This window comes from uncultured Erythrobacter sp. (genome assembly GCF_947492365.1).
Taxonomy (GTDB): domain Bacteria; phylum Pseudomonadota; class Alphaproteobacteria; order Sphingomonadales; family Sphingomonadaceae; genus Erythrobacter.
Genome location: NZ_CANLMB010000001.1, coordinates 971125 through 985141 on the forward strand (window position 1 = coordinate 971125; position 14017 = coordinate 985141).

The following is a 14017-nucleotide window of genomic DNA, read 5'->3' on the forward strand; positions in this document are numbered from 1 at the left end:
CTACTCCGCAGCCTCCGCAAATTGCGCGTTATGCTCGTGGATGCGCTTTTCCAGCTCGGGACGGAAGTGGCGGATCAGGCCTTGGATTGGCCATGCCGCCGCGTCGCCCAGCGCGCAGATTGTGTGGCCTTCGACCTGCTTGGTCACTTCGTGCAGCATGTCGATCTCTTCGATAGCCGCATCGCCGGTGCGTAGGCGCTCCATCACGCGCCACATCCAGCCCGTGCCTTCACGGCAGGGTGTGCACTGGCCGCAGCTTTCGTGCTTGTAGAAGTAGCTGAGGCGGCTGATCGCGCGCACGATGTCGGTGGATTTGTCCATTACGATCACGCCAGCTGTGCCAAGGCCCGAGCCAAGCTCTTTCAGCCCATCAAAGTCCATTGGAGCATGACGGATCTGGTCCGCAGGCACGAGCGGAACAGACGAGCCGCCGGGGATCACTGCCAGCAGATTGTCCCACCCGCCGCGAATGCCGCCGCAATGTTTCTCGATCAGCTCTTCGAAGGAGATGCTCATCGATTCCTCGACGACGCAGGGGTTTTCGACATGGCCGCTGATCTGGAACAGCTTGGTGCCCGCATTGTTCTCGCGCCCGAAAGAGCTGAACCATGTCGCGCTGCGCCGCAGGATCGTGGGCACAACTGCGATACTCTCGACATTGTTCACCGTGGTCGGGCAGCCATAGAGACCAGCGCCCGCCGGGAATGGCGGTTTGAGGCGCGGTTGGCCTTTCTTGCCTTCGAGGCTTTCGATCATCGCGGTTTCTTCGCCGCAGATGTAAGCGCCCGCGCCGCGATGCATGAAGACGTCGAAGTCGAAGCCCGATCCGCTCGCATTCTTGCCGATCAACCCGGCTTCATAGGCCTGATCGATAGCGGCCTGAAGCGTCTCAGCCTCGCGGATGAACTCGCCGCGGATATAGATGTATGCCGCCCGCGCACGCATCGCGAAGCCCGCAACCAGCGCGCCTTCGACCAGCTTGTGGGGATCGTGGCGCAGGATTTCGCGGTCCTTGCAGCTGCCTGGCTCGGATTCGTCGGCATTGATGACGAGGAAACTCGGGCGACCATCCTTGCTTTCCTTGGGCATGAACGACCATTTGAGGCCGGTGGGGAAACCTGCCCCGCCCCGCCCGCGCAAACCGCTGGCCTTGATCTCATCGATGATCGCGTCTTGCCCGCGCGTGATCAGCGCCTTGGTGTTATCCCAATCACCGCGCGCCTGCGCTGCCTTGAGCCCCCAATCCTGGAAGCCATAGACATTGGTAAAGATGCGGTCCTTATCAGCCAGCATCGCCATTATCCTTCCGTGCTTGACCGGTTCGGGCCAGCTTGAGCTGGCGCAGGGTCAAAACCTGAAAAATCAATCCCATACTCATCAGAGCAATGCCGGTTGTGCGGTTGTCCGTCGCAGCCAGATATGCGCCCGCGCCAAAGCAGAACAGGCCCGCGATCAACAAAGCGAGAGTGCCGCCGTTCATTCTTCATCACCCTTCATGTTGAAGAAGATCAGGCCCAGCGCGAAGAAACTCAGGCCGATAGGCGCAAAGGCCCAGCCCAGCGTCAGGCCGAATACGACCGCAAGGCTCGCGCCAAGCGAGAAGAACGAAATGCCGAGTGCGCGGTAGCCCTGCTGCTTTTCCATCACCAATCACCCCGATAATCGTGATTGGCATCAACCATTTCGGGAAGGCTTGTGACGCCGCCCTTGGGCTCGGAAGTGTGACGGCCCGGCTCTTGTGTGCCGGTCTTGGGCTGCTCACCCTTGGCCAGCGCGTCGAGAACCGTGTCGAGCCGCTCTGGCGTCAGGTCTTCGTAATTGTCGTCATTGATCTGGACCATCGGCGCGGTCGCGCAATTGCCCATGCATTCGACTTCGGTGAGGGTCCACAACCCGTCTTCAGAGACCTTGCCGAACTCCATCCCGCGTTTCTTGCACGCGCTGATGATGTCGTCCGACCCGCGCAGCATGCACGGCGTCGTGCCGCAAACCTGCACGTGATATTTCCCGACCGGCTTCATATTGTACATGAAGTAGAAGGTCGCGACTTCGAGCACGCGGATCACCGGCACGTCGATATAGGCGGCGACATATTCGATCACCGGCAGCGGCAGCCAGCCCTGCGTATCCGTCTCTGTGCCAACCTGACGCTGCGCCAGGTCGAGCAGCGGCATCACCGCCGATTTCTGGCGGCCCTCGGGATATTTGGCGATGTGATAATCCGCCTTGGCCTTGTTCTCTTTCGTCCAAGCAAAAGAGCCCCAGCGCGCGCGCAGTTCGGGTGTGTCGGGTGCGGGTGTGCGGTCAGCCATCACGCTGTTCCTTGTGTGAGTCTGCCTTGAGCGCGAGATTGCCGATGGCCAGTATCGAGATCCAGGTGACTACGATGAAGACAATTGCCGCGCCTGCGATCCACCAGAAGTTGTCGAGCGCGTTTTCGAACACGCCCACATTGCCCGCCGATAACAAGCCGTAGAAAATCAACGGCCCGCTAACGATGGCGGTGAGGATCAGACCGATCATGATGAGTGTTGACTTCCTCACCGGTCACACTCCCCGAACACCACATCAATCGCGCCTAAAATCGCGGTCGCATCAGGCAGCATGTGGCCTTTGCTCATCATGTCCATCGCCTGAAGGTGCGAGAAGGCCGTCGGGCGGATCTTGCAGCGGTATGGCTTGTTGGTGCCGTCGCTGACGAGATAGACGCCGAACTCGCCTTTGGGGCTTTCGGTCGCGACATAGACTTCGCCCGCGGGCACGTGGAAGCCTTCGGTGTAGAGCTTGAAGTGGTGGATCAGGCTCTCCATCGACTGCTTCATCTCGCCGCGCTTGGGCGGAGAGACTTTGCCGTCGGTGCTCGCGATCGGACCTTGCGGCATGTCGCGGATGCACTGTTTGATGATCTTGGCGCTCTCGCGCACTTCATTCACGCGGACCATGAAGCGGTCGTAGCAGTCGCTGTTGGTGCCGACCGGAATATCGAATTCCATACGGTCATAGACGTCGTAGGGCTGCGACTTGCGCAGATCCCACGGGATGCCGGCTGCGCGGATCATCGGGCCGCTGAAGCCCCATGCGACCGCATCATCGCGGCTGACCACGGCGATATCGACATTGCGCTGTTTAAAGATGCGGTTGTCGATCACCAGGCTCATCGCGTCGTCGAACAGCTGGAAGAACCGGTTGTCGAGCCAGTCGCCAATATCGACCAGCAGCTTTTCAGGCACATCCTGATGCACGCCGCCGGGACGGAACCAGGCCGAGTGCATCCGCGCGCCGCTGGCGCGTTCGAAGAAGTTGAGGCAATCCTCACGCAGCTCGAACACCCACAGGTTCGGCGTCATCGCGCCGACATCCATCACATGCGCACCGATATTGAGCATGTGGTTGCAGATGCGGGTCAGCTCAGCGAACAGCACACGCAGATATTGCGCGCGCTCCGGCACTTCGATGTTGAGTAGCTTCTCGATCGCCAGAACATAGGAGTGCTCCTGACACAGCGGCGAGCAGTAATCCAAGCGGTCAAAATACGGCAGCGCCTGCAGATAGGTCTTCTGCTCGATCAGCTTCTCGGTGCCGCGATGGAGCAGGCCGACATGCGGATCGACGCGCTCGATCACTTCGCCGTCCAGCTCCATAATCATCCGCAGCACGCCATGCGCCGCCGGATGCTGGGGACCGAAATTGATCGTGTAATTGGTGATGACATCGCCCTGGGTAGTGGGCGATTCTTCGATTTGGACGCTCACTTGTCGCCCCCTTTCTCGTCATCAGCCTTCTCATCGCCGGGAAGCACGTAGTCCGCACCTTCCCACGGTGAGAGGAAGTCGAATGTGCGCATGTCCTGCGGCAGCTCCACCGGCTCATAGACTACGCGTTTTTCATCCTCGGAGTAACGCAGCTCGGTATAGCCGGTCATCGGGAAGTCCTTGCGGAAGGGATGCCCTTCAAAGCCGTAATCGGTGAGGATGCGGCGCAGGTCGGAATTGCCCGAGAACACCACTCCGTAAAGGTCGAACACTTCGCGCTCTAACCAGCCCGCATTGGGCCAAAGCGTTGTGATGGTTGGAACCGGCGTCGCTTCATCGGTCGAACATTTGACCATGATGCGGTGGTTCTTCGTGAGCGAGAGCAGCATGTAGACGACTTCGAATCGCTCTGCGCGATCCGGGTAATCCGCGCCTGCGATTTCCATCATCTGCTGATATTCGTGATCGTCACGAAGCGTGCGCAGCACATCCTCGACGCTCTCGCGCTTGACGGTAAGGATGATCTCACCATGACGCTCTTCAGCGCCGAGCACCGAGGCACCAAGCGCCTTGGTCAGAGTGTCGATCACGCCTTCGTTCGAGGCGAATTTGGGGGCGGAATGGAGGACTGCCATCAGTGCTGAACCTCATCAATGTCACTGCCAAAGCAGATCAGATGCCCGTCGAGATCACGGACATAGATTTCGCGGATACCATAGGGGCGATCTGTAGGCTCTTCGGTGATATCGGCACCATTTGCGACGAATTCTTCATGCAATTCATCAACATTGCGAACCCAGAAATAGGCGCTGAACATGCCGAAATCGCTTGAGTTGGCGTGGAGTGATTTGCCGTCGTTAGCTCGCGCAATCATAATCGCCTGGCCATCGCGCTGGGGGATTGCAAAGCTCGCGTCAGACTCGCCCCACAGCTGCGGCGCAACAAAGCCAAGTTTCTCAGCATAATATTTCGCTGAAGCTCGCACATCACGCACCAACAGGCACGCTGCGGTTGATTCGATTTGAGGCTGGGCCGCGATCATTCAGCCACCTCCAGCGATGCAACAAAGTCGCGCATTACCTGCTTTTCTTCTTCGGAAAGCGGATTGCTTGCGTCGCCGTCAGTCATGGTGACCGCATAGGCAACACCTTCAGGCGCGAACTCAATTGCTCGCATCAATCCGAAAACCGGATCTGGACCGCGCGCAGCTTCCATAATCCGCCGCCCATCCACGACACGCTGGTCAAGCGAAACGGTGTCAGACGAATTCTCGATCTGTTCATAGGTTGCATCAAAATCAGAAGACATCGGATTTCCGCTGTCCGCCGGGACACCCAGCGAGGTCACGAATATGAACATCCGGTCTTCGGTGAGGCAAAGGCCGGTCTGCGCGCCCGATCCATCATCAGATACGACCTGCGGGTCTTCGCACGGCATCTGTACGCGAGTTATGAAACCGCCAGCTTCGAATTCGATCACCGTGACCTGATCGCTTTCGCCAGCTTCCTCAAGTGCCTCAAGCGCAAGTGCCGCGCCCGTTGGCACAGCCAAACTGGCGGCGAGCGCGAGTCCTAAGGCGAGCTTCAAACGTATCACAGTCCCGCTCCTATCGCTCGATCGTTCCGGCGCGGCGGATTTTGCGCTGCAATTGCATCACGCCGTAAAGCAGCGCTTCGGCAGTCGGAGGACAACCGGGCACATAAATGTCCACCGGCACAATCCGGTCGCAGCCGCGAACGACGCTGTAGGAATAGTGGTAATAGCCGCCGCCATTGGCGCAGCTGCCCATCGAAATTACATATTTCGGGTCGGACATCTGGTCGTAAACCTTGCGCATGGCGGGAGCCATCTTGTTGCACAAAGTCCCCGCGACGATCATCACGTCCGACTGGCGCGGGGAAGCGCGCGGGGCAGCGCCGAAACGCTCCATGTCGTAACGCGGCATGTTCACATGGATCATCTCGACCGCGCAGCACGCGAGGCCAAATGTCATCCACCAGAGCGAGCCGGTGCGCGCCCATTGAAACAGGTCCTCGGTCGACGTGACGAGGAAGCCCTTGTCATTCACCTCTGTCTGGAGCGCGTGGAAATAGTCCGCATCGGGATGGCGCACTTCGCCCGGCTGCGCGGTTTCGAGCGCGCTTACATCAGGCAGGCTGGTAGGGGGCGTGATAATAGTGCTCATGCGCAGTGCCTCATTCCCAATCAAGGGCTCCCTTCTTCCACTCATAGGCAAGGCCGATGGCGAGGATGCCGAGGAAGGTCATCATGCCGATCCAGCCCACCCAGCCCGTCTCACCCAGGCTGACAGCCCAGGGGAACAGAAAGGCGGCTTCGAGATCGAAGATGATGAAGCTGATCGCGACGAGGTAAAAGCGCACGTCAAACTGGCTGCGCGCATCCTCGAAAGCGGGAAATCCGCATTCATATTCAGAGAGTTTCTCGGCATCGGGGTTGTGTGCGCCGGTCAGGCGCGAAACGCCCATCGGCAGGAACACAAACAGGACCGACAGTCCGAATGCGATGAAGATGAAGATCAGTATCGGCAGATACTGTTCGAGGTCTACCACGGGGATTTCCTGGCTAGCTAAGTCCCAATTGCCACGCCTCTAGGACGGTCATTGCCACCGCGCAAGGGTCCGACTCGGGCAAAGCGTCACATATCTGTTGCAGAAAACCGAAGTGGTTTTTGTGAAAGAGTCAATCCGGCTCGCTACCCAGTGGCAATCTGCGGATTTGCGTGGGGATTGCCTCCATCCCTTCGCGCAGTTGGCCAAGCGAATAGCGGTCCCATTGGCCGGTGCCGACATAGACGAGCGCATCGCCCGAAATGCTGCCGCCCAAAGGCTCGGTCCATTCGCTATGCGCTTGTTCAAGGATGCGCGCGTAGGTGATGCGGGTGCCGTCTTCGGAGAGCGTGAACGCACTGATCCGCATCGGCGAAGTGCCATTCTGGACCGCGATCAGCTCTTCGCCATGCCGCCAAAGCCCGTCCACGCCGTCAAGCAGCACCGGAACATCGCTGGCAAGCCGCGAGACTTCTCCGCTGGCAATGTCGATGATGGCGAGGCCGTAGCGATAGTCGCTGATATAGAGCCGCGCGCCGTCTTCGCTGACAGCGGAGCCTTGGGGGGAGCGGAATGTGCCGGGCGGGACGAGTGTTGCCAACTCGGTCGCACCGTTGGGTTTGGCATAGACACCGCCATTTATTGGATCACTCGCGTAGACTGTACCATCACCGACCCAAACCAAATCAGACAGCGCCGCGCCTTCGGGTGCTGAAACCCGCGGAGAATTATCAGGGTTTCCAGTGAGCGCGATCAAGCCGGTAAAAAGCTCTTGGCCATCCTCCGAATCGTCGAGGTTGGCGGAGGCCACCCATCCGATTTCACCTGACGGTTCCGACACAATGCCCGAGAGGTCATTGGCGGTGGGCAAAGCCACTTCGAACCATTCATCCGCGTCGGACAACTTCACCCAGATCGAATTGCTTGTAATCGAAGTGACAATATAGGTCTCTTCGTCTGATGGGGCAAAAACGCTTTCAACCAATCCCGCCTCAGGTGGTGTTTCAGCCACCACCATGCTCGCCTCAATCACTTCAGCTTGCTGGATAAGCAGCGCCCTCGCCGCTTCGCCATAGTCTTCGCCGACCAGCTGCGGGATTTGCGCCTGCGCGCCTTCGCTGAAGACATAGCCGCGCGCCTGTAGCCAAGCGAGAACCTCCAGCAGCTTGTCCGTCTCGCCCGCAGCAAGCAGTGGCTGGAGCATTCGCAAACGCACCGATCCGCTGTCGGGGAAGGCCTCGGCAAGCGCCTCCAGCCCTTCGACATCGCTGATCTGGCCGGTTTCGGCATTCACCGCGCGCCACTCCGGCGGCTCGGTTGCGAGGGCCGGTGCAGCGAGCGTTAGCGCGAGCGTTGCAGCAAGGAGCGCCCTCATTTCATCATCTGGGCAGCGGCTTTCTCGGTTGCCTTGCCATAGGGAGGTTTGAACCCGCCGAGCTTGGCGATGTCGATCTTGGGTTGGTGATAGACTGCGCGTGCATGGCTGAACTCGCGGAAGCCCTCGATCGCGTGATAGCTGCCCATCCCCGACGGACCGACTCCGCCAAAGGGCAGTTCCTCCATCGAGATGTGGAAGATCACGTCATTGGTGGTCACGCCGCCGGAAATCGTGCGGGTCAGCACGCGCTCCTGCTCAGACTTGTCCTCGCCAAAGTAATAGAGGCCCAGCGGACGGTCATTCTCGTTGACGTAATCGACCGCCTCATCAACCGCGCGATAGGTTTTGACCGGCAGGACCGGGCCGAAGATTTCCTCCTGCATCGCGGTCATTTCCTCGGTTACATTCTTGAGAATGGTGAGCGGCATTTTGCGCTGGTTGGCGTTGGAGAAGTCTTCATTGCCCGGATTGACCTCGATCACTTCCGCGCCCTTGTCGCGCGCGTCTTCGACCATACCCTGAAGCCGCTCGAAATGGCGGTCCGACACGATCGAGGCGTAGTCATCATTTTCGAGCAAGGTCGGATACATGGCGGAAACGCCGTTGGTCACACCTGCGACGGCTTCGTCCTGCTTATCCTCAGGCACATACATATAGTCAGGCGCGAGGCAGATCTGGCCGGCATTCATCATCTTGCCCAGCGCAATCCGCTCGCCCGCCTTGGCGTAGTCGGCGCTGCGGCCCATGATGACCGGCGACTTGCCGCCCAGTTCCAGCGTGACGGGCACGAGGTTCTTGGACGCCGATTCCATAACCCGGCGACCGGTGGCGGTCGATCCGGTGAAGACCAGATGATCGAAAGACAGCGAAGAGAATGCGGCGGCGACTTCCGGCCCACCTGTCACGATGGCCACTTCGTCAGGGGTGAAATATTCCTGAGTGAGCTCAGCCATCAACAGGCTGGTGCGCTCGGTAAATTCGCTTGGCTTGATCATCGCGCGATTGCCCGCTGCCAGAATTTGCATCAGCGGACCGAAGGCGAGTTGCACAGGGAAGTTCCACGGGCTGAGAATGCCGATCACACCCTTGGGTTCGTAGCGAACCTCTGCCTTCGCACCCAGCAGACCGAGCGGAAACTGGACCGAACGCTTCGACGTCTTGGCCCACTTGTCCATATTCTTGAGCGCGTGCTTGCCCGCTCCCACGGTCGCGGCGATGTCGGTCAGCATCGACTGTTCCATCGCGCGATTGCCGAAGTCGGCGCTCATGGCCTTGCACAGATTCTCGCCGTGATCCTTGACCAGCGCCATTGCGCGCTTGATCCGGTCCTTGCGCATCGACATGTTTTCTGGACGCGAAGCGGTGAAGGCATCGCGTTGGCGCCTAAGCAGGGCTTCGAGTTCCTCGCGGCGGTCATCGGCCATTATTGTTCTCCCGGTAAATTCGTTTCGATTTGCCATGGGTTCTTGCCGAAAGACTCTGCGCTGGCAAGTCGCAGCTCAGCAATTGCCAATGCTGCACTGCGGTATTACAGCAGCGCCGATCAAACCCTCTCCCGATAAGGAAGCCGCCATGAGCCAGTTCAACGCCGCCGATCCAATTGTCATTCTTTCCTATGCGCGCACTCCAATGGGCGGCATGCAAGGCGCGCTGGCGGATGTTTCGGCGACTGATCTGGGCGCGACGGCAGTGAAGGCTGCGGTCGAGCGCTCGGGTGTTGCGGGCGAGAAGTTTGACCGCGCCTATATGGGCTGTGTTCTTCCCGCAGGTCTGGGTCAGGCCCCTGCGCGGCAAGCCATGGTCAAGGCAGGCCTGCCGACCTCTGTCCAGGCAACCACGGTCAACAAAGTGTGCGGCAGCGGTATGCAGACCGTCATTATGGGCGCAGAAGCACTCGCTAGCGGCAGCGTCGATTATGTCGTCGCAGGCGGGATGGAAAGCATGACCAACGCGCCGTACCTGCTCAAGAAGCACCGCTCCGGCGCGCGGATTGGCCACGACACCACCTATGACCACATGTTCCTCGACGGGCTGGAAGACGCCTATGAGGAAGGCCGCGCGATGGGCACATTCGCTCAGGACACAGCCAACGAATACCAGCTGACCCGCGAAGAGCAGGACGCTTACTCGATCGAATCGCTCTCCCGCGCCAATGCCGCGATTGAAAGCGGCGCGTTTGCTGACGAAGTGGTTCCCGTGACCTTCTCGACCCGCAAGGGTGAAGTCACCGTCGATACAGACGAACAGCCCGGCCGCGGCCGCCCGGACAAGATCCCGACCCTGCGCGCCGCCTTCGCCAAGGACGGCACGATCACCGCGGCGACATCCAGCTCGATCTCAGACGGCGCGGCTGCTGTCGTCCTGACGCGCGAGAGCCTTGCCAACGAAAACGGGCACAAGCCAGTTGCCAAGGTCGTCGCCATGGCCGCCCATGCGCGCGAGCCCAAGGACTTCACTGTTGCTCCGGTTGGCGCGATTGAGAAGGTCCTCGCCAATGCCGGTTGGAGCATCGACGACGTGGACCTTTGGGAAGTGAACGAGGCATTTGCCTGCGTCGCCATGTTCGCGATGCGCGACATCCGGATCGACCACGCAAAGATCAACGTAAACGGCGGCGCGACCGCTTTGGGCCACCCCATCGGCGCATCAGGCACGCGGATCATTGTAACGCTGATCAATGCGCTCAAGACGCAAGGCAAGACGCGCGGCGTCGCAAGCCTTTGCATCGGCGGCGGTGAAGCAACGGCGGTGGCTGTCGAGCTGGTCTAGACCTCTTGTGATTTCCTGCGAAAGCAGGAGTCCAGTCAACGCTTCGGAGATGGGTTCCTGCTTTCGCAGGAACTCTCGCTCGTTACTCAGCCGGTTCCATTTCGCCTGCGCCCCAGATCCGGTCTTCCGCGATCCAGCCCGAGCGGCCGCCTACGTCGATCTCGCAGAAACCCTCACGGCAGCGCAGCAACTCTCCGACAACGCCCGGCTCCGCGTGCCATCTTAGCGCGGAGCTGGCCGAAGGAGCCTCGCGCATATCGGCAAGCCCTTCGCCCACCACTAGCGCACCAAGGCGCGGGCTGAGCTGGCTAGCGGCGATCCAGCCTTGCACGCCTTCGTGGTCCTGTACCAGTCGCCAACCTTCGCGCAGCCGCACGACCTTCACCGGTAGACCTTCGCGCTTGTAAACCCAGTCGATCTTATACTGCTCGCTCGGGCCCACGCGCATATTGACCTCGTCGAAGCGCAAGGTTGCCCAATAAGGCACCTCGCGATCCTGCGCCTGCGCGGGCGTGAATGTGAGGCTCGCTGCGAAAGCCAGCAGGAGTGCAAAAAGGGTGGGGAATCTGAGCGCGTTCATGACCGTCTCCATAACGCCCATGCGGCTGGTGCTTCAAGCATCTCGCCAAGCAAGTTACGAGTTGTGTCATTTTGCAGCGCGGGCGCTTGACCGGATCGTGCCAATGCCACTAGCGCTGCGCCTATGGCCGAACCGCATTCTCCCCCGCAATTCCCCGATGGCAAACCCAAAGTGGTGGTCACACGCCACCTGATGCCCAGCGTCGAAGCGCGGATGAGCGAGCTTTATGATGCGCAGCTCAACACGGATGACACTCCGATGACCCGCGACGAGCTGATCGCGGCGATGCAGACATGCGACGTGCTGGTACCCACCGTGACCGACCGAATCGACGCAGAGATGATCGCGGGCGCTGGCGAGCGGCTTCGCCTGATCGCCAGTTTCGGCGCGGGGACCGAACATATCGACCTGAAAGCCGCCGCCGCGCGCAAGATCATCGTTACCAACACGCCCGGCGTCTTCACCGACGACACTGCCGATATCGCGATGGCCGGCATCATCGGCGTGCCACGGCGCATCCGCGAAGGCACGGCGCTGGTGCGGCGCGGCGAGTGGACCGGCTGGGCGCCTTCGGGAATGCTCGGGCGCAAGCTGGCGGGCAAAGTGCTCGGCATTGTTGGTATGGGGCGGATCGGACAGGCAGTTGCGCACCGCGCGCGCGCCTTTGGCCTTGAGATCGCTTACACCAACCGCAAGCAGCTTCCCGCAGCGCTTGAACAAATGCTGGGTGCGCGCTTTGTCGCCGATGTCGATGCGCTGATGGGCGAGGCGGATATTCTCACCCTGCACTGCCCGCTGAACGACGCATCGCGCGGGATGATCGATGCCCGCCGGATCGCTTTGCTGAAACCGGGCGCGAGCATCATCAACACTGCGCGCGGGGAATTGATCGACCAAGAGGCGCTGATTGCGGCTTTGCAATCCGGTCATCTCGCGGGCGCGGGCCTCGACGTCTATCCGGACGAGCCGAATGTCGACCGCCGCTTGCTCGATCATCCAAATGTGATGACCCTGCCCCATATCGGCAGCGCCACCGCCGAAGGCCGCGAGGCATCAGGCGAGAAGGTGATCGCCAATATCCAGTTCTGGAAAGACGGCCACCGCCCGCCCGATCAGGTGCTCAACGCGCTAGTTTAGTCAATGTTGGCGAGCTGCTCGCTGACAATCGCGACAATTTGCTCAATCGCCTTGGGCTGAGCGCCAAAGGCAAGGTGCCGCGCGCGCATTTCGACTGCCACGTCGCGTTCGCCATCCTGACCCCGCGCGCATTCAGGCGCGATCACGCCGTCGATGGGGGACCAGATAGCAACCGTATGAACCGGCGGCTTCACGCTGATATCATCAGAAACGCTCGGCGCATCGACCGTGTGATCGTTGAGCAAGTGATACAGTCGCCAAGCGTTGTTCGCCCGCCTGTCGCCTGAGAAGGGAGTGCCCAGCGTCACCACCATCGCAACCTTATCCGGATGGCGCTGCGCAAGCACTCGCGAGATCAACCCACCAAGGCTCCACCCAACCAGCACCGTTTTGCGCCCTTCCTGCTCAACCACTTCGGCCAAACGAGCCTCACTTCGAGCCATGCGTTCAGGCGTCACACCGGTCAGCAGACGGAATGTTGAACCATAGGTCCGAAATCCCGCCGCATCGAAAGACCGGCGCATCAGCGAAGTCGTGCGGTCGCCGGAGACCAGCCCCGGCACTACGATCAGTGGCTGACCCGCAATTTGCGCAGCTCCGCCAACAGGCTTCCGCGCTTTGCGAAAGGGGCTCGTCCACAGATGCAGGACATGCGGGATCTCGCGCAGGCCGAGCGACAGGGGCGGCGCTTTGCTCATGCGATATCGAGCGCGAACAACTGGGTGAAGTCGCCCGGAACATATCCCGCAAACGATCCGCAGGGTTCAAATCCGCGCGCTTTGTAGAGGCCGACTGCAGCCTCGAACAATGTGCCTCTACCCGTCTCCAGCTTGATCTGCGCAAGGCCCAACTCTCGCCCTCGCGCGATCAGATGTTCGAGCATTGCCTTGCCCGCGCCGGTGCCCCGCGCATCGGGATGAGCGCGCATCGACTTGATCTCGCCAAAGCCGTCATGCTGCTTGAGCGCGCCGATTGCGAGCAGGCGGCCTTCATCCCAAGCCGCAAAGACTTCGATCCCGGGCTGCTTCAACCCGTCCAGATCAAGCACATGGCAAGTGCCCGGCGGCGAGAATTGCTGCATTTCGCTATGATGCAGTTCGAGCAGCGCCAGCACTTCGGCCTCGCCCAGATCGGTTGCGCGAATTTCCATCACAGCCCTCAAACAAACTCGTGATAACTCCCGTCCGCTATAGCTCGCCACTTAGCAAAACGCATTCACTTATCACCAGAAAGCCATGCGCCCTTTTCCTCGCCAATGCAGGCTGCTAGGCGCTGCCACAAATATTTGATTACCAATCGGGAGACACACCGGGATGACTGATTTCCCAACCAGCTTTGATCGCGATGATCTGCTGAGATGCGCGCGCGGCGAGCTGTTCGGCCCCGGCAATGCGCAATTGCCCGAACCGCCGATGCTGATGATGGACCGGATCACCGACATCTCTGGCGATGGCGGTGAGCATGGCAAGGGCCATGTCGTGGCAGAATTCGATATCCAGCCTGACCTTTGGTTCTTCGATTGCCATTTCCCCGGCAATCCGATCATGCCGGGCTGTCTTGGCCTAGACGGTCTTTGGCAGCTGACCGGTTTCAACCTCGGCTGGCGCGGCTGGAAAGGTCGCGGCTATGCGCTGGGTGTGGGCGAGGTCAAACTCACCGGCATGGTACGGCCTGATCGCAAGATGCTGACCTATTACGTCGATTTCACCAAGGCCGTGCAAACGCGCCGCCTGACCATGGGTGTGGCCGATGGCCGCGTTGAGGCAGACGGTGAAACCATCTATCAAGTCAAAGACATGAAAGTCGCTCTGTCGGAGGCCTGATCGGGGCAAAT

Annotated in this window: 18 protein-coding genes and 1 pseudogene; 3 read left to right on the forward strand and 16 right to left on the reverse strand. The window is 60.2% G+C overall.

What is annotated here, in order from left to right; all coding sequences use genetic code 11:
* The 13 genes and pseudogenes from nuoF to Q0887_RS04790 form a co-directional block, all read right to left on the reverse strand.
* Window positions 1-1293 (reverse strand): NADH-quinone oxidoreductase subunit NuoF, encoded by a 1293-nt coding sequence (gene nuoF / locus Q0887_RS04730; RefSeq protein WP_299192758.1) that lies wholly within the window; start codon window positions 1291-1293, stop codon window positions 1-3.
* A complete protein-coding gene (locus Q0887_RS04735) occupies window positions 1283-1480 on the reverse strand; it encodes a hypothetical protein (protein ID WP_299192760.1) in 198 nt (65 codons plus the stop codon). The genes nuoF and Q0887_RS04735 overlap by 11 nt, the downstream gene beginning before the upstream one ends.
* Window positions 1477-1644 (reverse strand): hypothetical protein, encoded by a 168-nt coding sequence (locus Q0887_RS04740; protein ID WP_299192761.1) that lies wholly within the window; start codon window positions 1642-1644, stop codon window positions 1477-1479. Before Q0887_RS04740 ends, Q0887_RS04735 begins: the two co-directional genes overlap by 4 nt.
* Window positions 1644-2312 (reverse strand): NADH-quinone oxidoreductase subunit NuoE, encoded by a 669-nt coding sequence (gene nuoE / locus Q0887_RS04745; RefSeq protein WP_299192763.1) that lies wholly within the window; start codon window positions 2310-2312, stop codon window positions 1644-1646. The genes Q0887_RS04740 and nuoE overlap by 1 nt, the downstream gene beginning before the upstream one ends.
* Entirely contained in the window at window positions 2305-2544 is a 240-nt protein-coding gene (locus Q0887_RS04750) for a hypothetical protein (protein ID WP_299192764.1), read from the reverse strand. The genes nuoE and Q0887_RS04750 overlap by 8 nt, the downstream gene beginning before the upstream one ends.
* Window positions 2541-3752 carry an NADH-quinone oxidoreductase subunit D gene (locus Q0887_RS04755; protein ID WP_299192766.1) on the reverse strand — a complete coding sequence of 404 codons (1212 nt, stop codon included), beginning with the start codon at window positions 3750-3752 and terminating at the stop codon, window positions 2541-2543. The genes Q0887_RS04750 and Q0887_RS04755 overlap by 4 nt, the downstream gene beginning before the upstream one ends.
* Window positions 3753-3775: 23 nt before the next feature.
* A pseudogene (locus Q0887_RS04760) lies at window positions 3776-4387 on the reverse strand (NADH-quinone oxidoreductase subunit C); the annotation flags it as partial.
* On the reverse strand, window positions 4387-4794 hold the full coding sequence (locus tag Q0887_RS04765; protein ID WP_299192768.1) for a VOC family protein: 408 nt from the start codon (window positions 4792-4794) through the stop codon (window positions 4387-4389). The gene Q0887_RS04765 and the pseudogene Q0887_RS04760, both read right to left, overlap by 1 nt.
* The gene (locus Q0887_RS04770) at window positions 4791-5348 is read right to left on the reverse strand and encodes a hypothetical protein (RefSeq protein ID WP_299192769.1); all 558 of its coding nucleotides are present in this window, start codon (window positions 5346-5348) and stop codon (window positions 4791-4793) included. Before Q0887_RS04770 ends, Q0887_RS04765 begins: the two co-directional genes overlap by 4 nt.
* A 10-nt stretch (window positions 5349-5358) precedes the next feature.
* Entirely contained in the window at window positions 5359-5937 is a 579-nt protein-coding gene (locus Q0887_RS04775) for an NADH-quinone oxidoreductase subunit B (RefSeq protein ID WP_299192771.1), read from the reverse strand.
* A gap of 10 nt (window positions 5938-5947) precedes the next feature.
* Window positions 5948-6322: an NADH-quinone oxidoreductase subunit A gene (locus tag Q0887_RS04780; RefSeq protein ID WP_299192773.1), complete on the reverse strand. Its 375-nt coding sequence runs from the start codon at window positions 6320-6322 to the stop codon at window positions 5948-5950.
* A 130-nt stretch (window positions 6323-6452) separates the two neighbouring features.
* Window positions 6453-7694, reverse strand: a complete 1242-nt coding sequence (locus tag Q0887_RS04785; RefSeq protein ID WP_299192774.1) for a hypothetical protein — start codon at window positions 7692-7694, stop codon at window positions 6453-6455.
* On the reverse strand, window positions 7691-9157 hold the full coding sequence (locus Q0887_RS04790; RefSeq protein WP_299192776.1) for a coniferyl aldehyde dehydrogenase: 1467 nt from the start codon (window positions 9155-9157) through the stop codon (window positions 7691-7693). The genes Q0887_RS04785 and Q0887_RS04790 overlap by 4 nt, the downstream gene beginning before the upstream one ends.
* Window positions 9158-9269: 112 nt before the next feature.
* Here Q0887_RS04790 and Q0887_RS04795 point away from each other — a divergent pair, with 112 nt between their 5' ends.
* On the forward strand, window positions 9270-10466 hold the full coding sequence (locus Q0887_RS04795) for an acetyl-CoA C-acyltransferase (protein WP_299192777.1): 1197 nt from the start codon (window positions 9270-9272) through the stop codon (window positions 10464-10466).
* 82 nt (window positions 10467-10548) lie between these two features.
* Here Q0887_RS04795 and Q0887_RS04800 read toward each other — a convergent pair whose 3' ends face one another.
* On the reverse strand, window positions 10549-11046 hold the full coding sequence (locus tag Q0887_RS04800) for an SH3 domain-containing protein (protein ID WP_299192779.1): 498 nt from the start codon (window positions 11044-11046) through the stop codon (window positions 10549-10551).
* Between the two features lie 123 nt (window positions 11047-11169).
* Here Q0887_RS04800 and Q0887_RS04805 point away from each other — a divergent pair, with 123 nt between their 5' ends.
* Complete coding sequence (locus tag Q0887_RS04805) at window positions 11170-12183, forward strand: D-glycerate dehydrogenase (RefSeq protein ID WP_299192780.1); 1014 nt, start codon at window positions 11170-11172, stop codon at window positions 12181-12183.
* Here the strand turns inward: Q0887_RS04805 and Q0887_RS04810 are convergent.
* Both Q0887_RS04810 and Q0887_RS04815 read right to left on the reverse strand, forming a co-directional pair.
* The gene (locus Q0887_RS04810; protein ID WP_299192782.1) at window positions 12180-12881 is read right to left on the reverse strand and encodes an alpha/beta fold hydrolase; all 702 of its coding nucleotides are present in this window, start codon (window positions 12879-12881) and stop codon (window positions 12180-12182) included. The genes Q0887_RS04805 and Q0887_RS04810 overlap by 4 nt on opposite strands.
* Complete coding sequence (locus tag Q0887_RS04815) at window positions 12878-13333, reverse strand: GNAT family N-acetyltransferase (protein WP_299192784.1); 456 nt, start codon at window positions 13331-13333, stop codon at window positions 12878-12880. The genes Q0887_RS04810 and Q0887_RS04815 overlap by 4 nt, the downstream gene beginning before the upstream one ends.
* Before the next feature lie 163 nt (window positions 13334-13496).
* On the opposite strand from Q0887_RS04815, the gene fabA reads away from it, so the two are divergent.
* A complete protein-coding gene (gene fabA, locus Q0887_RS04820) occupies window positions 13497-14006 on the forward strand; it encodes a bifunctional 3-hydroxydecanoyl-ACP dehydratase/trans-2-decenoyl-ACP isomerase (RefSeq protein ID WP_299192785.1) in 510 nt (169 codons plus the stop codon).
* Window positions 14007-14017 lie beyond the last annotated feature (11 nt).